19 protein-coding genes are annotated in these 20,548 nt (G+C 74.2%); 11 read left to right on the top strand and 8 right to left on the bottom strand.

Annotated elements, in window-relative coordinates; genetic code table 11:
* Positions 1–214 precede the first annotated feature (214 nt).
* On the top strand, positions 215–943 hold the full coding sequence (locus AB0D01_RS29280) for a class I SAM-dependent methyltransferase (protein ID WP_363060425.1): 729 nt from the start codon (positions 215–217) through the stop codon (positions 941–943).
* Positions 944–962: 19 nt separating this feature from the next.
* Here the strand turns inward: AB0D01_RS29280 and AB0D01_RS29275 are convergent, their stop codons facing one another.
* The 3 genes from AB0D01_RS29275 to AB0D01_RS29265 all read right to left on the bottom strand — a co-directional run bounded on the left by AB0D01_RS29275 (position 963) and on the right by AB0D01_RS29265 (position 5,530).
* Complete coding sequence (locus AB0D01_RS29275; protein ID WP_363060423.1) at positions 963–2,894, bottom strand: sialidase family protein; 1,932 nt, start codon at positions 2,892–2,894, stop codon at positions 963–965.
* A 72-nt stretch (positions 2,895–2,966) separates the two neighbouring features.
* Positions 2,967–3,725 carry a hypothetical protein gene (locus tag AB0D01_RS29270; RefSeq protein ID WP_363060421.1) on the bottom strand — a complete coding sequence of 253 codons (759 nt, stop codon included), beginning with the start codon at positions 3,723–3,725 and terminating at the stop codon, positions 2,967–2,969.
* Positions 3,726–3,826: 101 nt separating this feature from the next.
* Positions 3,827–5,530: a FadD3 family acyl-CoA ligase gene (locus tag AB0D01_RS29265; RefSeq protein WP_363060419.1), complete on the bottom strand. Its 1,704-nt coding sequence runs from the start codon at positions 5,528–5,530 to the stop codon at positions 3,827–3,829.
* Positions 5,531–5,626: 96 nt separating this feature from the next.
* Here AB0D01_RS29265 and AB0D01_RS29260 point away from each other — a divergent pair, with 96 nt between their 5' ends.
* The 7 genes from AB0D01_RS29260 (at position 5,627) to AB0D01_RS29230 (ending at position 10,933) form a co-directional block, all read left to right on the top strand.
* Positions 5,627–6,778, top strand: coding sequence for a lipid-transfer protein (locus tag AB0D01_RS29260; RefSeq protein ID WP_363060417.1), 1,152 nt, complete (start codon positions 5,627–5,629; stop codon positions 6,776–6,778).
* 130 nt (positions 6,779–6,908) lie between these two features.
* Complete coding sequence (locus tag AB0D01_RS29255; RefSeq protein ID WP_363060575.1) at positions 6,909–7,334, top strand: OB-fold domain-containing protein; 426 nt, start codon at positions 6,909–6,911, stop codon at positions 7,332–7,334.
* Positions 7,331–8,107: an enoyl-CoA hydratase/isomerase family protein gene (locus AB0D01_RS29250; protein WP_363060415.1), complete on the top strand. Its 777-nt coding sequence runs from the start codon at positions 7,331–7,333 to the stop codon at positions 8,105–8,107. The genes AB0D01_RS29255 and AB0D01_RS29250 overlap by 4 nt, the downstream gene beginning before the upstream one ends.
* Positions 8,108–8,166: 59 nt before the next feature.
* Complete coding sequence (locus tag AB0D01_RS29245) at positions 8,167–8,742, top strand: NADPH-dependent FMN reductase (RefSeq protein WP_363060413.1); 576 nt, start codon at positions 8,167–8,169, stop codon at positions 8,740–8,742.
* A gap of 285 nt (positions 8,743–9,027) precedes the next feature.
* Positions 9,028–9,471 carry an SRPBCC domain-containing protein gene (locus AB0D01_RS29240; protein ID WP_363060411.1) on the top strand — a complete coding sequence of 148 codons (444 nt, stop codon included), beginning with the start codon at positions 9,028–9,030 and terminating at the stop codon, positions 9,469–9,471.
* A 73-nt stretch (positions 9,472–9,544) separates the two neighbouring features.
* Positions 9,545–10,066: a hypothetical protein gene (locus AB0D01_RS29235; RefSeq protein ID WP_363060409.1), complete on the top strand. Its 522-nt coding sequence runs from the start codon at positions 9,545–9,547 to the stop codon at positions 10,064–10,066.
* A gap of 36 nt (positions 10,067–10,102) precedes the next feature.
* A complete protein-coding gene (locus tag AB0D01_RS29230) occupies positions 10,103–10,933 on the top strand; it encodes a class I SAM-dependent methyltransferase (protein WP_363060407.1) in 831 nt (276 codons plus the stop codon).
* Positions 10,934–11,011: 78 nt separating this feature from the next.
* Here the strand turns inward: AB0D01_RS29230 and AB0D01_RS29225 are convergent, their stop codons facing one another.
* The 3 genes from AB0D01_RS29225 to AB0D01_RS29215 form a co-directional block, all read right to left on the bottom strand.
* A complete protein-coding gene (locus tag AB0D01_RS29225) occupies positions 11,012–11,509 on the bottom strand; it encodes a peptidylprolyl isomerase (protein WP_363060573.1) in 498 nt (165 codons plus the stop codon).
* 144 nt (positions 11,510–11,653) lie between these two features.
* On the bottom strand, positions 11,654–14,080 hold the full coding sequence (locus AB0D01_RS29220; RefSeq protein ID WP_363060406.1) for a PQQ-binding-like beta-propeller repeat protein: 2,427 nt from the start codon (positions 14,078–14,080) through the stop codon (positions 11,654–11,656).
* 189 nt (positions 14,081–14,269) lie between these two features.
* Positions 14,270–15,070 carry a VOC family protein gene (locus AB0D01_RS29215; RefSeq protein WP_363060404.1) on the bottom strand — a complete coding sequence of 267 codons (801 nt, stop codon included), beginning with the start codon at positions 15,068–15,070 and terminating at the stop codon, positions 14,270–14,272.
* A gap of 261 nt (positions 15,071–15,331) precedes the next feature.
* Here AB0D01_RS29215 and AB0D01_RS29210 point away from each other — a divergent pair, with 261 nt between their 5' ends.
* Positions 15,332–15,979, top strand: a complete 648-nt coding sequence (locus AB0D01_RS29210) for a TetR family transcriptional regulator (protein ID WP_363060402.1) — start codon at positions 15,332–15,334, stop codon at positions 15,977–15,979.
* 75 nt (positions 15,980–16,054) lie between these two features.
* Here AB0D01_RS29210 and AB0D01_RS29205 read toward each other — a convergent pair whose 3' ends face one another.
* Together AB0D01_RS29205 and AB0D01_RS29200 are read right to left on the bottom strand one after the other, a co-directional pair.
* Positions 16,055–16,507 (bottom strand): nitroreductase family deazaflavin-dependent oxidoreductase, encoded by a 453-nt coding sequence (locus tag AB0D01_RS29205; RefSeq protein ID WP_363060571.1) that lies wholly within the window; start codon positions 16,505–16,507, stop codon positions 16,055–16,057.
* A gap of 83 nt (positions 16,508–16,590) precedes the next feature.
* Positions 16,591–17,883 (bottom strand): acyl-CoA dehydrogenase family protein, encoded by a 1,293-nt coding sequence (locus AB0D01_RS29200; RefSeq protein ID WP_363060400.1) that lies wholly within the window; start codon positions 17,881–17,883, stop codon positions 16,591–16,593.
* A 171-nt stretch (positions 17,884–18,054) separates the two neighbouring features.
* On the opposite strand from AB0D01_RS29200, the gene AB0D01_RS29195 reads away from it, so the two are divergent.
* Both AB0D01_RS29195 and AB0D01_RS29190 read left to right on the top strand, forming a co-directional pair.
* On the top strand, positions 18,055–19,263 hold the full coding sequence (locus AB0D01_RS29195) for an acetyl-CoA acetyltransferase (RefSeq protein WP_363060398.1): 1,209 nt from the start codon (positions 18,055–18,057) through the stop codon (positions 19,261–19,263).
* A 599-nt stretch (positions 19,264–19,862) separates the two neighbouring features.
* Entirely contained in the window at positions 19,863–20,234 is a 372-nt protein-coding gene (locus AB0D01_RS29190; RefSeq protein ID WP_363060569.1) for a DUF3052 domain-containing protein, read from the top strand.
* Positions 20,235–20,548: the final 314 nt, after the last annotated feature.

Below are 20,548 nucleotides of genomic sequence, written 5' to 3'. Positions count from 1 at the left end.
GCGTACGGGGGACGTACGGGTGGCCGGGCACGGGGGACCCGGGCACGGGGGAACGAGCACGGGGGAACGCATACGGGGGACGGCGGCCGCGGTGGCCAGGAGGGGGACCACCGCGGCCGCCGCACGTGCGTCCCCGACCACGGCCGCCCACGGCCGCCGGACCCCGCGTCCCCGACCACGACCCGGCGGGGCGTCCGTCTCCTAGGCTGGGGGCGTGTTCACCTCACAGGGGCCCGGCCTGCGCGAGCTGGCCGTCCAGGCCCTCTCCTCCGTCGAGCGGGGCTACGACCTCCTCGCGCCCAAGTTCGACCTGACGCCGTTCCGCACCCCGGACCGGATGCTCGACGCCGTCGAGGAGACCCTCGCCGCGCGGGAGGGCTCCTTCGGCTCCGGCCTGGACCTGTGCTGCGGCACCGGCGCGGCCCTGCCGCTGCTGCGCCGGCTGTGCCGGGACCGGGTGACCGGGGTCGACCTCAGCGCGGGCATGCTGGCCGAAGCCGCGCGGGCGCACCCGGCCGGGGTGGACCTCGTACGGGCCGACGCGCGGGAGCTGCCGCCGCGCCTGGCGGACTCCTACGACCTCGCGGTGAGCTTCGGCGCCTTCGGGCACTTCCTGCCGGCGGAGCGGCCCGCGCTGTTCTCCGGCGTGCACCGGGCGCTGCGACCGGGCGGGCTGTTCGCCTTCCCGATCGGCGCCCCGATCCCGCCGTCCTCCCCGCTGTGGTGGGCGGTCGCCGGGTTCGACGCGACGATGCGGGTGCGCAACGCGGTGTGGCGCCCGCCGTTCGTCATGTACTACCGCACCTTCCCCTTCGGGCCGGTCCGGGCGGACCTGCGCGCGGCGGGCTTCCGGGTGGGGACGGCGCCGCTGGAGCACTTCGGGTACCGGCCGGACGGCAGCCCGCGGTGGCGGCTGGTGCTGGCCCGCAAGGACCCCGCGTAGGGGCGGTGCCCCGGGCCGCTCAGCGGAGCCGGTCGAAGGGCAGGTGCACGCGCAGCTGGTCGGTGACGTCGCTGCCGTCGCGCAGGCGGGCCCGGTCGTTGCCGGACAGGGGGCGCCCGTAGACGCGTACGTCGTCGAGGGCTCCGGCGTAGAAGGCCTTGAGGTCGGGGCGGGTGCCGAGGTGGACGGTGAAGGCCCCGGTGGGCCTGAAGTCCGACTGTCCCGGGGTGAGGCGTACGGCGGCGGCCGGGCCGTCGTCGACGGTCAGGCGCAGTTCGTCCCCCTCGCGCTGGAGGACGACGTGGTGCCAGGCGTCGTCGTCGGTGCGGGAGGCGGCGGCGAGGACGACGGGGCCGGCGTCGGTGCCGGCGTCGATCGTGGCTTCGAGCCGGCCGGTGTCGGGGTTCGCCTCGATGGCGAACCGTCGGGCCCCGGGCCCCTGCCCGTAGCCCCACACGAGGGGGGCCCGGACGCCGGCGTCGCGGTCCTGGCCGCGCGTCTTGTACTTGACCCAGGTGGCGACGGCGAAGTCCCCGTCGCCGAGTCGCAGCGCGTCGGGGCAGTTGATCAGCCGCACGAAGTCGTCGCGGCCGTCGAGGCGCAGGGTCTTGCCGCCGTCCGGACGGTTGCCGGGGCGGGGCGCTCCGTGCACGACGGCCTGGACGCGGTGGGGGCCGGCGTCGGGGGTGAGGCGGGGGGTGAGGTCCTCGGCTGCGGCCCGGAGTTCGTGGGGGGTGAAGGCGGTGAACTTGACGTAGCCGTGCGGGGTGCCGTTGGCGGTCTCGTAGAGCATCCCGATCCGTCCGTCGCCGAGGACGGCCATGTCGGAGTAGCCGGCCCGTTCGCGCAGGACGACGGCCCCCTCCCGGGACCAGGTGCGGCCGGAGTCCGTGGAGGTCCGTACGGCCAGGGTCCACCGGTCGGAGAACTCGGCGCCGGGGCGGCTGGGCGCCGACAGCAGCAGTGTCCCGTCGGGGAGTTGGAGCAGGGAGCCGGAGGCGGGCGGGGCGGGGAGGTCGGCGACGGGCCGGAAGCCGGGTTCCGGGAAGGCGGGGGCGGCGACGTCGTCGAGGACGGCGGAGACGCGGTGGTCGGCGGTGCCGCAGGTGGCGGTGGAGCGGGCGTTGACGTAGATCCGCCCGTCGGGGAGTTGGGTCAGCGCGGGTTCGTTGGGGGCTGGGGTGCCCTCGGGGGCTCCCCAGCGGGCGCCGGCCTGCCAGGTCTGGCCGCCGTCGTCGCTGTAGAGGAGCTGGGCCCCGGATTCGTTGGACTCGGTGCGGTAGTCGGCGCTGACGACAAGCCGGCCGGGGCGGTCGGGGCGGGTGGGGGTGAGCTGGATGCCGTGGCCGGGGCCCACGGAGACCCAGGCCCAGTCGGCGCCCTTCAGGTGGGGTTGCGGGGCGGGGTCGGCGCTCCAGGCGACGCCGTCGTCGGTGCTGGAGGCCAGGCGCAGTTCGCGGGGGCCGCGCACCCGGTTGCCCTCGGCGTCGCGGGTCCAGGTGCTGTAGGCGTGCAGGAGGGTGACGCGGCCGGAGGCGGAGTCCACGACGGGGACCGGGTTGCCGTAGGCGCCGGGGTCGCCCGCGCCGCGCAGGACCCGCATCGGGCCCCAGGTGCGGCCGTTGTCGGTGGACCGCTTGAGGACGAGGTCGATGTCGCCGATGTCGTCGCAGCCGGCGGTGCGGGCCTCGGCGATGGCCAGGAGGGCGCCGTCCCGGGTGGTGGTGAGGGTGGGGATGCGGTAGCAGTCGTAGCCCTCGGTGAAGGCGCTGAACGGCGCGGAGACGGCGGCGGTCAGACCGGGCGGCCGTTTCGCCCCCGGCCGGCCGCCGTCGGCCGGAGGGGACGGGAGGACGAGGGACGACAGCCCGAGGGCGCCGGCGACGGCCAGCGCCGCGCCCGCGCCCCGGAGCGGCCACCAGATTCGGACACCTGACTGATTCGACCTCACCGGTGCAGGCTAGCGCGGCCGGTGGAGGCCTCCGCTCCGGGACACGGCGGGCGGATCACCGCGTGGGCGGGGTCACTTCGCCCAGACGACGACGTCGAAGGTGCCGTTGGCGGTACCGCCTCCGCCGTCGAAGGTCTTGGTGGTCAGCCGCAGGACGCGGCCGTCGTCGGTGCGGCCGCAGAAGATCCTGCCGGTCTTCAGGTCCAGGTCCTTCGTGGTGCCCAGCGTGTCGATGACGCCCGCGCAGTCCGCGTACGTGGGCACCTTCGAGGAGTCCTCCCACACCAGGGCCTTGGCCCCGCCCTGGGGGCGCAGCCGCAGGTTGCCGAACGAGAAGACCATGAAGTCGTTCTCGCTGTTGATCTCGGACTGGGCGGGCGGCGAGGCGTCCAGGTCCTTGTCGTGGCCGTACTCGATCGCGAGGGCGCCCTCCCACTGGACGGTACCGGCCGGCTTCCCCGCGGCCGGTGCGGAGGCGGAGGCCGAGGCCTGCGGGGCCGACGGGCTCTGCGCGGGGGCGGAGGCCGACGGGGCGGCGGCGCCGCCCTGGGCCTGCGCACCGGTGGCGGGGGCCGATTCGGCCGCCGCCCGCTCGGGGGCCGGCGTGCCCTTCGAGCCGCCGCTCCCCGTCACGAGGTAGGTGCCGAGGACACCGATCACGGCGGCCACGAGGGTGGCGCCGGCGCCGATCCAGGCCGTGCGGTGCGAGCTCGACGCCGGGGCGGCGGGCGGCGGTCCGACGGGGGCCCCGTACGGCGGGGCGGACGGCGGACCGGACGGCGGGTACCCCGGAGGTGTCGGCCAATCCTGACGGGGTTGTTCGCTGCTCATCCTGCCCATCCTCATACGATGTGATCTACGAGGCGCACAGCCTACTGACGCGCCGCGGGCGGCCGGCACGCAGGGTTTTGACACGTCAATTCCGTTGCGCCCTACACCGATCCATCGGCGGCGGGTCGGGACCGCAACTCCGTCTTGAGGACCTTGCCGCTCGCGTTGCGCGGGAGCCCCGCCACGAACTCCACCTCGCGGGGCACCTTGTAGTTCGCCATCTCCCGCCGGGACCAGGCGATCAGGTCGTCGGCGGTGAGGGTGGACCCGGGCCGGCGGACGACGTAGGCCCTGCCCACCTCGCCGAGCCGGGGGTCGGGGATCCCGACGACGGCCACGTCGGCGATGTCCGGGTGCAGGCCGAGGAGTTGCTCTATCTCGGCCGGGTAGGCGTTGAACCCGCCGACGATGAACATGTCCTTGATGCGGTCGGTGATGCGCAGGTTCCCGTGCGCGTCGAGGACGCCGATGTCGCCGGTGCGCAGCCAGCCGTCCGGGGTGACGGCGCGGGCGGTCTCCTCGGGGTCCTCGAAGTAGCCGCGCATCACGTGGTGGCCCCGCACCCGGACCTCGCCGGGGGCGCCTGCGGGCAGGACCGCCCCGTCGGGGCCGGTGACGCGGACCTCGGTGTCGGGGATGGCCCGGCCCGAGGTGGCGGCGATCAGCGCGTCGTCGTCGCCGCGCCGGCACATGGTGACGATGCCTCCGGCCTCGGAGAGCCCGTAGGCGGTCAGGACGGTGGCGACGCACAGTTCGCCGCGGAGCCGTTCGACGAGCCGCAGCGGCACGACGGCGGCGCCGGTGACGACCAGGCGCAGCGCGGAGAGGTCGTGGTGGTCGCGCTGGGGGTGGTCCAGGAGCGACTGGTGCAGGGTGGGCGGGCCGGGGAGGACGGAGATCCGCTCGGCGGCGATGTTGGCGAGCATGGTGTCCACGCCGGAGACGGACTGCGGGACCATCGTCGCGCCGCGCATCAGGCAGGCGATGATCCCGGCCTTGTAGCCGAAGGTGTGGAAGAAGGGGTTCACGATCAGGTAGCGGTCGCCCTCGCGCAGTCCGGCGAGCTCGCTCCAGACGGCGTAGCAGCGCAGGGTCTGGGCGTGGGTGATGACGGCGCCCTTCGGGCTGCCGGTGGTGCCGGAGGTGAAGATGATGTCCGAGGGGGCGTCGGGGGCGATGGCGTCGGCGCGGGCGCGGACGGCCCCGGCGGTGACGGCGTCCCCGCCGGCGAGGAAGTCCTTCCAGGTGCGGAAGGTGTCGGGGGCGTCGTCGGCGAGGACCACGACCTGTTCGAGGTGGGGCAGGCCGGGCAGCGGCCCGGTGCCGGGGCCCTCGGCGGTGGCGCGGCGCAGGGAGGCGACGTAGGAGGTACCGAGGAAGGTGCCGGTGACGAAGAGCAGGCGGGCGCGACTGCGCCGCAGGACGTACGCGGCCTCCGCCCCCTTGAAGCGGGTGTTGAGGGGGACGAGGACGGCGCCCGCGGTGACGGCGCCGAGCGCGGAGACGATCCACTCCAGGGTGTTGGGGGCCCAGACGGCGACCCGGTCGCCGGGGCGGACGCCGGCGGCGATGCAGGCGGCGGCGGCCCGTTCGACGCGCTCGCCGAGCTGTGCGTAGCCGACGCGGGTGCGGCCGTCGACGACGGCCTCGCGGTCGCCGAACCGGGCGGCGGCGTCGCGGACGAGGCCGGCGACGGTCCCCCACCGGAGGTCCCCGCGCGGGTCGTCGCCACCGGCGCCCGTGCCGGTGGTCGCTCTGCCCGACCGGCCTGATCCGCCCCTGCCCGCGCCCGCGCCCTCGACCATCGCCCGCACCCCTCCCACGACCCAGTAGCTGACTATCCGTCAGATTAGCTGTAGCCTTCGCGGCTGTCAGCACTGGCGCATGCCCCGGAGGTGGCGATGGCGGCAACACTCAAGGACGCTACGGCGATAGTCGGCATCGGCCAGACCCCCTTCGCGAAACGACTGCCGCAATCCGAGAAGGAGTTGGCCTGCCGGGCCATCCTCGCCGCGCTCGACGACGCCGGGATCTCCCCGTCCGAGGTCGACGCCTTCGCCTCCTACACCATGGAGGAGACCGACGAGGTCGAGGTCGCCAAGGCCATCGGCGCCGGCGACGTGACCTTCTTCTCCAAGATCGGCTACGGAGGCGGCGGCTCGTGCGCCACCGTCGGCCACCTCGCCGCCGCCATAGCCACCGGCCAGGCCGACGTCGGCATCGCCTGGCGCTCGCGCAAACGCGGCTCCGGCCCCCGCCCCTGGAAGAACACCGCCGTCCAGCTCCCCACCCCCGGCCAGTGGACCCGCCCCTTCGGCCTGCTGCGCCCCGCCGACGAGATCGGCATGCTGGCCCGCCGCTACATGCACGAGTACGGGGCCACCCGCGACCACCTGTTCAACGTCGCGATGGCCTGCCGCAACCGGGCCAACGAGAACCCGGCCGCGATGATGTACGACCGCCCGCTGACCCGGGAGATGTACATGTCCTCCCGCATGATCAGCGACCCGCTCTGCCTGTTCGACAACTGCCTGGAGACCGACGGCGCCCTGGCCTGCGTGATCGTCTCCGCCGAACGCGCCCGCGACTGCCGCCAAAAACCCGTCTACGTGCACTCCGCGGCCCAGGGCCTGCCCTCCCAGCACCACGGGATGGTCAACTACTGGAACGACGACCCTCTGTCCGGCCCCGCCTGGACCGCCGCCCGCCACCTGTGGAAGCGGGCCGACTTCGGGCCCGAGGACGTCGACGTCGCCCAGATCTACGACGCCTTCACCCCCCTGATCCCGCTCTCCCTGGAGGGCTACGGCTTCTGCGGACGCGGCGAGGGCGCCGCGTTCACCGAGGGCGGCGCCCTGGAGATCGGCGGCCGGCTCCCCCTCAACACCGGCGGCGGCGGCCTCAGCGAGGCGTACGTCCACGGCTTCAACCTGATCAACGAGGGCGTCAGGCAACTGCGCGGCACCTCCACCGCCCAGGTGCCCGACGCCGCGACCTGCCTGGTGACGGCGGGCGAAGGCGTCCCGACGTCCGCGATCCTGCTGCGCGCCTGAGGAGGCCGCCATGACCACCACGCACCGGAACCCGCGAGGCGCCGCCGACCCGGCCGGCCCGGCCGGGGCCCCCGACGCGACCGCGGAGGCCACCGACGCGACCGCGGAGGCCACCGACGCCGCGGGGGCCCTGCTCCTGCCCGTGCCCGACGAGGACGGCGCCCCCTTCTGGGAGTACGCCGCGCGCGGCGAACTGCGGGTGCAGGCCTGCGCCGCCTGCGGCCGACTGCGCTTCCCGCCCCGCCCCTGCTGCCCGCACTGCCGGTCCTTCGACAGCGAGTGGCGGCCGATGAGCGGACGCGGCCGCATCTGGTCCTGGGTGCGCCCGCACCCGCCGCTGCTGCCCGCGTACGCCGCGCAGGCCCCGTACAACGTGATCCTCGTGGAGCTCGCGGAGGACCCGCTGATCCGGCTGGTCGGGAACCTCGTGACCAGCCCCGACGCGCCCCTCGACTCGATGGACCCGGCCCGGCTGCGGATCGGCGCCCGCGTCCAGGTCGCGTTCACCGAGATCGACGGGATGGCGGTGCCCCGCTGGATCCTGGAGAAGGCATGACGCTGAAGGTCGAACGGGACGCGGGCGCCGGGGTCGCGGTCGTCACCCTGAACCGGGAACACCGCCACAACGCCGTCGACCTCGACACCGCCGCCGACCTCGCCGCGCTGTGGCGGGACCTGCGGCACGACGAGGAGGTCCGGGCGGTGGTGGTGACGGGCGCGGGCACGGCCGCGTTCTGCACCGGGATCGACCGGTCGGTGGAGGTGGCCCAGCCGCCGTCCCCGTACTCGGTGGACGATCCGCTGATCGCCATCGGCCCGAAGGCCAACGACCTGTGGAAGCCGGTCATCGCCGCCGTCAACGGGATGGCCTGCGGCGGGGCCTTCTACCTGCTGGGCGAATCGGAGTTCGTCGTGTCCTCCACGACGGCCACCTACTTCGACCCGCACACCTCCTACGGCATGGTCAGCGCCTACGAGGCCGTGTACATGGCGCAGCGGATGCCGTTCGGCGAGGTCGCCCGGATGTCCCTGATGGGCACGGCCGAACGGCTCTCCGCCCGGCGGGCGTACGAGATCGGGCTGGTCTCCGAGCTGGCCGAGCCCGGGGAACTGCCGGAGGCGGCGCTGCGGTCGGCGCGGACCCTGGCCGGCTTCCCGACGGAGGCGGTGCAGGGGACGGTACGGGCGCTGTGGTCGGCGAAGCGGGCGGCGCTCCAGCAAGCCTTGGACCAGGCTCCGGCGTTGATCGCTCTGGGGAACCTACCGTCGGAGCGGCAGGCGGAACTCTTCGGCGCGCGCCGCGCGGGGACGGAGTACCGCCTGCGTTGAACACGGCGCGCCACCGGGGGCGCGCCGTCCGCACCGGCCCACCCAGGGGGAACACCACCGTGTCCGAGTTCAAGATCCTCGCCATCTCCGGCAGCCTGCGCGCCGACTCCCACAACTCCGCCCTGCTGCGCGCGGCGCGCAAGCACCAGCCCGCCGGCCTGGACATCGAGATCTACGAGGGCCTGCGCGAGATCCCGCCCTACGACCTGGACCTCGACACCCCCCGGGACCGCCCGGCCCCCGTCGCCGACCTGCGCCGCCGCGTCACCGAGGCCGACGGCCTCCTCATCGCGACCCCGGAGTTCAACTACTCCGTCCCCGGGGTCCTGAAGAACGCCATCGACTGGGTCAGCACCGACTGGACGCAGCAGGAGGGCCTGCCCCTGCTGCGCAAGCCCGTCGCGATCCTCGGCGCGGCCCCGACGAACTTCGGCACCGTCCGCGCCCAGCTCGCGCTGCGCCAGGTGTTCGTCTGGACCGACACCGACGTGGTCGTGAAGCCCGAGGTGCACCTCTTCCGCTCCCACGAGCGCTTCGACGAGCACGGCACCCTGACGGACGAGACCTCCATCGGCCTGGTCCGCGACCTCCTCGGCGCCCTGAAGGCCAGGATCGAGGGCCGGGCGGGCGCCTGACCCCGCGCCCGCCCGCCACCGACCGCCTCCCGGCCCACCCGGGCCCGGAGGCGGTCCGCATGGGGACCGCGCGGGGGTGGGGTCCGCCCGCCCGACGTATCGCCATTCGCGACCCCGCACCCGGAACACTCCCCTCCGTTCCGTCCGCCACCAGCGAAGACGCCCGCTGCGCCCGCCCACGCGAGCGGAATCCGTGGTTGCATCCGAGCACCGAATCCGGCGGCCGAACCGCACAGCTCCGCGTCCCTTCGGCGAGCAGCCACCACACCGAGGAGCAGGGCACCAGTGCGCACCATCGCCACCGAGATCACCATCGACGCGACACCAGAGGAGGTCTGGGCGACCCTGGTCGACCTGCCCCGCCACTGCACGTGGAACCCGTTCATCCGGCAGGCGGCCGGCGAGGTGGCCGTCGGCGAACGGCTGACGCTGACCATGTACCCGCGGTCCGGGAAGCCGACCACCTTCCGCCCGACCGTCCGCATCGCCCGACCCGCCGTCGAACTGCGCTGGGTCGGCCACTTCCTCGTGCGCGGCCTCTTCGACGGCGAGCACTACTTCCGCCTGTCCGAGGGCCCCGGGCGCACCACGCGCCTGGAACACGGCGAGCGCTTCCGCGGCCTGCTCGTCCCCTTCCTCGGCAGGATGCTGGACGGCACCCACCGCGACTTCACCGCGATGAACGACGCCCTGCGCACCCGCGTCCAGGCGGCCCGCAGCTCCCGCTGACCCCGCCCCGCGAACCGCCCCGCACGCCCCGTCCGGCGTGCGGGGCCCCGGGGTGCGACGTAGCGTCGGGACCGTGATCCGCAACGCGCTCGGCTCGCTGCTGGGACTGATCGGGGCCACCGCCGCCGTCTGGAGCCCCTTCCGGGCCTGGTACGACGACCGCCGGGGCCGCGACTACCGCATCGAGGAACTCTTCTCCGCCGCCGGCATCACCGCCGAGCCGGCCGCCCTGTTCGGCTCGCTCCTGCTGCCCTGCGCCTTCGCCGCGCTGCTCACCCTCGCGGCGATCGTGCTGCGCTCGCGGCTGCTCATGGGGCTCGCCGGGATCCTCGTCCTCGGCTTCGCCGTGCTGTGGATGGTCCGCCAGGGCCAGGCGGCCGGGGAACTGTCGGTCGGCGCCGACGGCCGGGGCCTGGGCGACGGCCTCGCCAACGCCTTCGGCGGCGGCGCCCTCCTCCTGCTGGCGGCGATCGTCATGCGCGGCCGCCCCCGCCGCCCCCGCGACCGCGACCTCCCCCTCCGCGACACCCCCGAACCCCACCCCACCCCCACCCACCCCGAAACCCCGGTCCCCCCACCCCCCGAACACCCGTGACCCCGATCACGGGTCGGTTGCCCCAGAATCGGGGGCATGCCCGCACACTCCGTAGGCGCAGAGATCATCGCCTTCTACACCGAGACGATCAACGAGTCCGACCGGCTGAGCAGCAGCGCCGACGGGGTCCTGGAGATGGTGCGCACCCAGGAGCTCCTGCGGCGGCACCTCCCGGCGGCGCCGGCCCGGATCGTCGACATCGGGGCCGGGCCGGGCGCGCACGCGCGGTGGCTCGCCGAGGACGGCTACGACCTCCACCTCATCGACCCCGTGCCGCGCCACGTCGCGGAGGCTACCGCCGCCGGGTTCCGCAGTGAGATCGGTGACGCCCGCGCACTGGCCGCGGCCGACGCCTCGTACGACGTCGCGCTCCTCCTCGGCCCGCTGTACCACCTGATCGACCACGGCGACCGGATCCGGGCCCTGCGCGAGGCCGCCCGCGTGGTGCGCCCCGGCGGGATCGTCGCCGCGTCGGCCATCGGCCGGTATGCCTCCCTCTTCGAGCACGTCGCCACGACCGCTCTCGCCGGCGAGCGGGTCCGCGACGCCGTCTCCGACGTGCTCGTCAGCGGGGTCCACGCGGCCGGGCGCAAGGGTTTCACCAGCGCGTACTTCCACACCGGGGCGGGCCTGGCCGCCGAGGCGGTCGAGGCCGGGCTGCTCGCACCGGTCGTCTACGGCGTCGAGGGCCCGGCGTGGTCGGCCCTGAAGGCGACGGAACAGCACACCGGGGACCGTCTGGCGCATTCGCGGATGTTCGACGCGGCCCTGGCGGCGGCACGGCTGGCCGAGCCCTACCCGGACCTGCTCGCCGCGAGCTCCCACATGCTGGCCGTGGCCACGGTCCCCGGGGCACCCACTCCCTGATCGCGGGCGGGTCCGGACATGCGGCGGCCCCGCTCCCCCTCGGGGGGCGGGGCCGGGCTGCCGTGGTGGCGGGGTGGATCAGGCGGCGTCGACGACGCCGGAGGCGGCGATCTCGACCTTGCCCTTGGGGGCGCCGGACTGGGAGCCCAGGGCCTCGATCTGGTCGACGAGCTCCTGGCCGGAGACGACCTCGCCGAAGACGACGTGCTTGCCGTCGAGCCACGGGGTGAGGACGGTGGTGATGAAGAACTGCGAGCCGTTGGTGTTGCGGCCGGCGTTCGCCATCGACAGCAGGTACTTGCGGTCGTGCTTCAGCTCGAAGTTCTCGTCCTCGAACTTCTCGCCGTAGATGGACTTGCCACCGGTGCCGTTGTGGTTGGTGAAGTCGCCACCCTGCAGCATGAACTGGGGGATGACGCGGTGGAAGCCCGAGCCGGCGTAGCCGTAGCCGTTCTGGCCGGTGGCCAGCTCACGGAAGTTGCGCGCCGTCTTCGGGACGACCTCGTCGAAGAGGTTGAAGACGATGCGGCCCGCGGGGGCGCCGTTGATGGTGATGTCGAAGTAGACGTTGCTCATGGGGTCCATCCTGTCACTCCTGGTGCCGGACGCGACCTGGAGGGGGGCGGTGTCGTACCACCGGCCCCCTCCCGAACCCACCCGAACCCGCCCCGAAGCGACATCGGCCCCGGTCCCGGTCCAGGCCCGTCCCGCTGCCGCCGGTCAGGTCGCGTGCCGCGTCCCCGTGCCCTTCGCCGCGTCCAGCGCGTACACGCAGCGGTCCTTGCTGCACGCGTACACCACGCCCGCCTCCGCCACCGGGGCACCGGTGATCTCGCCGCCCGTGGCCAGCTTCCAGCGCAGCTGGCCGCCCGCCGCGTCCAGGGTGTAGAGGCAGTGGTCGGCGGACCCGAAGTGGACCCGGCCGTCCGCGACCGCCGGCGAGCCGGTGATCTCCCCGCCCGCCGCGAACCGCCACTTCGGGGTGCCCGTGACCGCGTCCAGCGTGTACAGGGCGCTGCCCGCGCCCAGGTGCACGTTGCCGCCGGCCACCAGCACCGGGTCGGCCGCCGGGCGCGGCTCGGTGGCGATGCGCCAGCGGTCCTTGCCGGTGGCCGCGTCCAGGGCGTAGACGGTCCCCAGGTAGTCGGCGAGGTAGACGCCGCCGCCGGTGACGGCCGCGCCCGGGGCGAAGGCGGGCGGCGCGAGGAACACCGCCGGGGCCTCGAAGTGCCAGCGGACCCGGCCCGAGGCCCGGTCCACGGACAGCACGCGGGTGCCGGCGCTGACGTAGACGTTGCCGTCGGGGGCCGGGGTGACCCGGACCGGGACGTTGCCGCAGGAGGCCGCGTCCCCGACCGGGTACGACCAGGCCTCGCGGCCGCTGCGGGCGTCCAGGGCGCGCAGCCGGGCGTCCTGCCAGACGTAGACGGTGCCGTCGTGCAGGACGGGGGCCGCCTCCGGGGTCTCGAAGTCGGTCTGCGCCCCGGTCAGCTCCCACAGCCGCTGCCCGTTGGAGGCCTCCCAGCCCTGTACGCCGCCCCCGCGCGTGGCGGTGACGACGGTGCCCCGCTCGGCGCGCAGCGCGTACACCCAGGCCTCGCTGGACAGCCGCCACCGCTCGGAGCCGTCGCCGGCGTCCAGCGCGTACAGGGACGGCCCGTCGGAGGCGTGGATGCGGCCGTCGGCGACGGCCATGGACCAGGCGACGTCCCGCGTCTTGAACTGGCGCCGACCGCTGCCGACGTCCAGGGCGTGCACCTCGAAGGAGGTCACGTACAGCAGGTCGCCGGCGACGGTCGGGGTCCCCCACACCTCGTTGGACATGCGGAAGCGCCACGGCCGCCAGCGGCCGCTGTCCGGGGACGGCCCCGGCTGCGACGGGCCCGCCGTGGACGGCGAGGGCGAGGGCAGCGGCGTACCGCGCGAACCGCCCGGCGGGCGCACCCAGCCGGTCGCCGAGTCGGCCGTGGAGTGCCCGACGGACGCGGACGCCGTGGCCCGCGGCCCGGGACCGATCGGCACCGCCGCGCCGCCCGGCGTCACCGATCCCGAGGACGGGACCAGGACGGGCGCCGGAGCGGGCGCCGGGGTCAGCGGGGGCCGGTCGGGACGCGGCGGAAGGGCCTGTCCCGTACGCGGGTCCACCCACGGGTCGGCCGCCCCGCGCGGCGGACGCTGCGCGGCGTGGCCGTGCCGGCCCTGCGGCCCGGACGGCGGCCCGGACGGCGACGGCAGGGGCGCCACGGGCGTACGGGTGCCCGCGCGCCGGGCCTCGATCATGGCGACGGCCCGCCCGGGCAGCCACGCGGAGGCCGTCCCGCTGTCGTCCCCGCCGTCGAACAGGTGCGGGGCGAGCTGCGCCTGGAGGTCGGCGGGCGTGGGGCGCCGGGTGGCGTCCATCTGCATGCACGAGTCGATCAGCGGCCGCAGCTCGTCCGGGAGGCCCTCCAGGTTGGGCCCCTCGCGCAGCAGCATGAACACCGTCTCGACGGGGTTCGCCCCGTGGTACGGCGGGTGCCCGGTCGCGGCGAAAACGAGGGTGGAGCCGAGCGAGAACACGTCGCTGGCGCCCTTGACGCTGCGCGAGTCCTTCGCCTGCTCGGGCGACATGTAGGCCGGGGTGCCGACGGCGACGTTCGTCATCGTCAGACGGGTGTTGGACACACCGCTCGCGATGCCGAAGTCGATCACGCGCGGGCCGTCCTCGACGACGAGCACGTTCGACGGCTTCAAGTCGCGGTGGACCAGACCCGCACCGTGGATCGACTGGAGCGCCTCGGCGATGCCGGCCGCGAGCCACCGCACGGCCTGCGCGGGCATCGGCCCGCACTCGTTGACGATCTCCTCCAGCGAGGGCGCCGGCACGTACGCGGTCGCCAGCCACGGCACGGCGGCGCGCGGATCGGCGTCGACGACGGCGGCGGTGTAGAAGCCGGACACGGCGCGCGCCGCCTCCACCTCGCGGGTGAAGCGCACCCGGAAGAGCTGGTCCTCGGCGAGTTCGGTGCGCACCGTCTTGATCGCGACGCGCCGTCCGGACGCCGACCGTGCGAGATAGACCAGCCCCATGCCGCCGGCGCCGAGCCGTCCCAGCACCTCGAAGGGGCCGATCCGTCTCGGGTCGTGCTGCGTCAGCTGCTCCACCACTCGCCTCCACACCTCCCCGTACGGGCCCCTGCCGGACCCGCTCTCCACCCGCGCGCACACCCGCACGCGCACCGGCACACCGGCCGGTACGTCTCGTGCAGCGTCTCACCGCAAGCTGTGACCGCGGCCGCGCACTCCCCCGATTCTGTCAGGCCCGCGCCTGGTCCGGCCCCGGCTCCCGCCGTGGTTTCACGTGCCGCTCTTCACGCGGGGCTCGGAGAGCAGCCCGAAGACGGCCCCCTGGTTGTCGGCGACGACCGCGATCCGCCCGCACGGCGTGTCGAAGGGGTCGGCGGTGACGCGGCCTCCGAGCCGTGTGGCGGCGGCCACGCTCTGGTCGCAGTCGGGGACGGCGAAGTAGGCGAGGAAGTGCGCGGGCATGATCTCCGGGAACGCGTCGGTGATCAGGCTGCGGCCCAGCACGGCGGAGTCGGGCCCGGGGGCGCTGCCGGGCGGGGACCACACGCGGTACTCGACGCCGCTGTCGTCGTCGTCCTGGTCCTGCGGTACGTAGCCGAAGACGTTGGCGTAGAAGACGTCGACGGCGTCGCGGGCGCGGGTGTAGACCTCGGACCAGCAGTACGTGTAGGGCTCCCCCTGCGCGTCGAAGCCGTGGTGGGTGCCGGGCTGCCAGAGGCCGAAGACGGCCCCGCCGGGGTCGGCGGCCATCGCGGCGGTGCCGTAGGGGCCGACGGGCTGCGGGTCCATGACCATCTGGCCGCCGGCGGCGCGGATGCGGGCGGCGCAGGCGTAGGCGTCGGAGGTGTAGAGGTAGACGCCCCAGACGGTCGGCATGCGGCCGTCGGGCTTGGGGGCGAGGGCGGCGACGTTGCGGCCGCGGCTGTAGGCCTGCGTGTAGTACCCGTACTCGGCGCCCGCGCTGTCGGCGAAGGTCCACCCGAAGAGCTCGCCGTAGAAGCGCTTGCCCGCCTCGACGTCCGGGAGGGAGGCGTCGACCCAGCAGGGGGAACCTTCCGCGAATGCGGCCATGAGCCGGGGTCCTTCCGTCGTCCGTCGCGGGTCTTTTGGCCATGATCCGCCCGAAAGACCGCGCACAGCCTGTTGATCAGACTATTCGGGGGATTCCGGCACGGTACGGGCACCCCGCACACCCCGCGCGACCGCGCGAACACCGGCCGGAACCCTTCGCTCCGAACCCCGCGCGGAGGCTTCCGCCCAGGTCGGGGGTCAGGTAACCCCATTTGCAGGCGGCCGAATAGCGCGCCGATCCCCCCTCGGTAAGCTGACGGCATGACAGGACAAGTACGCACCGTCGACGGGCGTGTCGCCGGCCGGCGCGGCCAGGCGACGCGGCAGAAGCTGCTCGACTGCCTCAGCGAGATGCTCAGCTCCTCGCCGTACCGCGACGTCAAGGTGATCGACGTCGCCCGAAAGGCCGGCACCTCCCCCGCGACCTTCTACCAGTACTTCCCGGACGTCGAGGGCGCCGTCCTGGAGATCGCCGAGCAAATGGCCACCGAAGGCGCCCAGTTGACGGCACTCGTCGAGGGCCGCAACTGGGTCGGCAAGGCCGGCTGGGCCGCCGCCGAGGAACTCGTCGAGGGCTTCCTGGACTTCTGGCGGCGCAACGACGCGATCCTGCGGGTCGTGGACCTCGGAGCGGCCGAAGGAGACAAGCGGTTCTACAAGATCCGCATGAAGATCCTGAACTCCGTCACCAACTCCCTCACGGAGTCGATGAAGGAGCTCCAGGCCAAGGGCAAGGTCGACAAGGACCTGAGCCCGGCGGCGATGGCGGGATCCCTGGTCGCGATGCTGGCCGCGGTCGCCTCGCACCAGAAGGGCTTCCAGACCTGGGGCGTCAAGCAGGCCGAACTCAAGCCGAACCTGGCGCTGCTCGTGCACCTGGGCATCACCGGGAAGAAGCCGACCCGGTAACGGCGGACCCCCCGGGGGTCCGCCGGGCACCACCTCCGACCGAAGCCCCGACCATCCGGTCACCCGGTCAACCGGTCACCGGCGCTCCAGCCGGAACAGCCTGATCTCGCGCTCGATGCGCGCCTGGTACGTCGCGTACGGCGGCCAGAACCTCAACACCGCCTGCCACGCCTCCGCGCGCTCGGCCCCCACCAGCAGCCGGGCCCGTACGGCGATGTCCCGCCCCTGCCAGTTCACGTCCGCGTCCGGGTGCTTGAGCAGGTTCCCGGTCCAGGCCGGGTGGCCGGGGCGGCCGAAGTTCGAGCCGATCAGCAGCCAGCTCGTGCCTCCGTCCTCCGGCATGCACGCGAGCGGGGTGGTGCGCGGCTCCCCCGTCCTGGCCCCCCGCGCGGTGAGGATCACCCCGGGCAGCATCCGGGCGCTGAGCAGCACCCGGCCCCGGGTCAGCCGGTGCACCGCCTTGTCCATCGCGGGGATGAAGTGCGGTGCGACGCGGGCGAACAGCATCGTCGACGAGACCTTCCGCATGATCCTGACGCCGAGGGTCGCGGGGGCCCCGGACGCCCCGGGCGTGGCCGGCGTGGCGGGGGTCGGGGGGTTCGCGGGAGACATCAGACGGCCACCCTCTCCGGTGTCGTGTCCGCGGACCCGGCCGCGGACGTGGTGGTGGGCGCGGGCCGGGACGGCGGCGCCGGGTCGAAGAGACCGGCGCGGTGCGCGGCGTGCCCGCGCAGCCGGTGGACGGGGCCGAAGAGGAGCTCGTCGGCCGCGGCGCGCTTGAAGTACAGGTGGGCGTCGTGCTCCCAGGTGAAGCCGAGGCCCCCGTGCAGCTGGATGGCCTCGCCCGCGGTGGTCCGCAGGGCCTCCAGGGCCTGGGCGAGGGCGAGGCCGCCCTGGTCCGGGTCCCAGGCCGCGTAGTAGGCGGCGGAGCGGGCCGCCTGGACCTGGACGTACAGGTCGGCGAGCCGGTGCTTGACGGCCTGGAAGGAGCCGACGGGCCGGCCGAACTGCTCGCGCCCCCGTACGTATTCCACCGTCCGGGCCAGCGCCCGGTCGGCCGCCCCGACCGCCTCGGCGGCGAGGAGGCAGGAGACGGTGCGCCCGGTGGCGACGAGGGCCGCCAGGGGGTCGCCGCCACCCGCCCCGGCCCCTTCGCCCGCCCCCGCGACCCCGCCCTGCGAAGCGCCCGCCGCGCCCAGCAACTCGGCTTCCACGTCCCGCAGTTCGATTCGCCCCTGCGGCCGGGTCTCGTCCAGTGCGGTCTGCCGGGTCCGTACGAGGCCGGGCGCGTCCCCCCGTACGAGGAACAGCAGGACGCGGCTGCGGACGAACCCGCCGGTGTGCGCGGCGACCAGCAGCAGCCCCGCGTCGTGGCCGTCGAGCACCTGGGCCACCTCCCCGTAGAGCCGCCAGCCCCCGTCGCCCCCGCCGCGCGCCTGGACCCCTCCCGCGCGACCTCCGCCGGCCCAGTCGCCGGGGGCGTTGTCGCCCGTCAGGGCCAGGGCGACGGCCAGGGCGGGGCCGGGGACGGCGAGGGCCGCGGTCAGCTCCCCGGAGGCGAGCGCGGGCAGCAGGGCGGCGCGCTGGTCGGCGGTGCCGAGGGCGGTGACGAGCGGGATCGCCAGTCCGGCGGTGGCGAGCAGCGGCGAGGGCAGCAGCGCCCGGCCGGTCTCCTCGCAGGCCAGGGCCAGGTCGGCGGGGGCGCAGCCGACGCCGCCGTACTCCTCGGCGACGGCGAGGCCGGGCAGGCCGAGGCGTCGGGAGAGCTGCTGCCACAGCTCCGGATCGTGTCCGGCGTCGGTCCGCACGGCGGCCTTGACCTCGTCCGGCCCGCAGCGTTTGCCCAGGATCTCGCGCAGGGTGCGGCGCATCTCGTCCTGCTCCGCGGTGAAGGCGGCGTCCATCGTCGGGCTCCTCCCGGGGTCACCTCCCGGCGGTGACCGGGGGTGGATCTGACGGGGCGTCATGTTAGGGCGGCGCGGACGAGAAGCACAGGGGTGGGATCGACCCGCCGGGGCGGCGGGCGCGTCGACGGGGTCTAGCAACTGACGGAACGTCAGATGTACCGTCTCCCCATGCCCGGACCCCTCACCACACCCCCGCCCGGACCCGGATCCCGCCCGCGCCGCAGGGTCGCGGTGGCCGGCGTCGCCCTCTCCGACTGCGGCCGGGTCGACGGCCCGACCCCCTACGCCCTCCACGCCCAGGCCGCCCGCCGCGCCCTGGCCGACTCCGGCCTGGACCGGTCCGTCATCGACGGCTTCGCCTCCGCCGGCCTCGGCACCCTCGCCCCCGTGGAGGTCGCCGAGTACCTGGGGCTGCGCCCCACCTGGGTCGACTCCACCTCGGTCGGCGGCTCGACCTGGGAGGTCATGGCGGCCCACGCGGCCGACGCCATCGCCGCCGGCCACGCGAACGCCGTACTGCTCGTCTACGGCTCCACCGCCCGCGCCGACATCAAGGCCCGCCGGCGCACCTCGAACCTCTCGTTCGGCGCGCGGGGACCGCTCCAGTTCGAGGTCCCGTACGGGCACACGCTGATCTCCAAGTACGCGATGGCCGCCCGCCGCCACATGCACGAGTACGGCACCACCCTCGAACAGCTCGCCTCCGTGGCCGTCCAGGCCCGCGCGAACGCCGCCGGCAACCCGGACGCGATGTTCCGCGACCCGATCACGGTCGAGGACGTGCTGTCCGGCGAGATGATCGCCGACCCCTTCACGAAGCTGCACTGCTGCATCCGCTCGGACGGCGGCTGCGCGGTGCTCCTGGTCGCGGAGGACCACGTACCGGACACGGCGAAGGCCCCGGTGTGGGTGCTGGGCACGGGCACGTCCGTCTCGCACACCACGATGTCGGAGTGGGAGGACTTCACCGTCTCCCCCGCCGCCGTCTCGGGCCGCCTGGCCTTCGCCCGCGCGGGCCTGCGCCCCGCCGACGTGGACCTCGCGCAGATCTACGACGCCTTCACCTACATGACCCTGGTCACCCTGGAGGACCTCGGCTTCTGCGCCAAGGGCGAAGGCGGGCCCTTCGTCGAGAAGGGCCGCCTGCTGCGCGACGGGGAACTGCCGGTCAACACGGACGGCGGCGGCCTGTCGGCCTGCCACCCGGGCATGCGGGGGCTGTTCCTCCTGGTCGAGGCGGTACGCCAACTGCGCGGCGAAGCGGGCCCGGACCGCCAGGTCGTCAAACGGGACGGCCGCCTCCCGGAGGTCGCCCTCGCCTCGGGCACGGGCGGCTGGTTCTGCTCCTCGGGAACGGTGATCCTGGGCCGGAACTAGGAGCGGGGGCGGGGGCGGGGCACGGCCGAACGCTGCCGGGCGGGGTCAGGAGGGTGCCGGTGGTTTCCCGTCAGTCTCATCGTCTCTCCGGGGCGGGCCGGGCCCTCAAGGGCGCTCACTTCGTTCGCGTCGCTTCGCGATGGCCTTCGGCCACCCTTGACCGCCCGTCCCGCCCCGGACATACGAAGACTGTCGGGAAACCCCCGAAAGAACGGCCACGGGGCAGGAGCAGGAATAACTCCCGCATCAGCGACCCTCGACCCCCCGGGCGAGGAGCCGCAACCGGGCTACCCCCCTTCACAGCCCCTTTCGGGACCGGCCCGGCGGCCTACCCGCGCGAAAAGTCGACGAGACCGTCCTGCGGAGCAACCGAGCGCGACAGATCGCTACGCGCTCCTCACGTCTCAGCGTCCAACCGCCGTCCTGGGTCGATACCCGCACGACAGGACCATCACAGAGGCCTGGGACAGGACCAAGAGCCGCACCGCCGGTTTCCGGTACTCCCGGTGACTGCTTAGCTACTCCTGTGCACCAAACGCGCACATCCCGAGGAGGAGACTGCGGTGACGACTGAGGAGCGAGCCAACCCGGTGGTTCGCATGGGCTTCCAGCCCGGCCAGGTGGTTCAGGAAATCGGTTACGACGACGACGTCGACCAGGACCTCCGCGAAGGCATCGAATCGGTGATCGAACAGGAACTGGTCGACGAGGACTACGACGATGTCGCCGATGTCGTGCTCCTCTGGTTCCGGGACGACGACGGCGACCTGACGGACGCCCTGGTGGACGCCATCGGCATGCTGGAGGACGGCGGTCTGATCTGGCTGCTCACGCCGAAGACCGGAAGTGACGGGTACATCGAGCCCAGCGACGTCAGCGAGGCGGCGCAGACGGCGGGCCTGTCCCAGAGCCGTCCCATCAGCGCGGCGAAGGACTGGTCCGGCACCCGCCTCGTCGCCCCCAAGCGCTGATCGGAGCGAGGAGACCAGCCCCGGACGGCGGACGGACGCCGAGACGTGAGGAGCGCGTAGCGATCTGACGCGCTCGGGTGCTCCGCAGGACGGTCTCGTCGTCCTGCGGAGCAGGTAGGGAGTCGGCTCGGTCCCGAAAGGGGCTGTGAGGGGGCTGGTGCCCGGTGGGCCCGTGGGATGGCCCCTCGCTGGTCACTGACACGGCCGTCCTCCCCCTCCCCTGCCCCGTGGCCGTTCTTTCGGGGGTTTCCCGACAGTCTTCGTTTGTCCGGGGCGGGACGGGCGGTCAAGGGTGGCCGAAGGCCATCGCGAAG

It is taken from the genome of Streptomyces sp. NPDC048606, assembly GCF_040650855.1.
Classification (GTDB): Bacteria; Actinomycetota; Actinomycetes; order Streptomycetales; family Streptomycetaceae; genus Streptomyces.
This window is presented reverse-complemented; position numbering and strand designations above follow the sequence as displayed.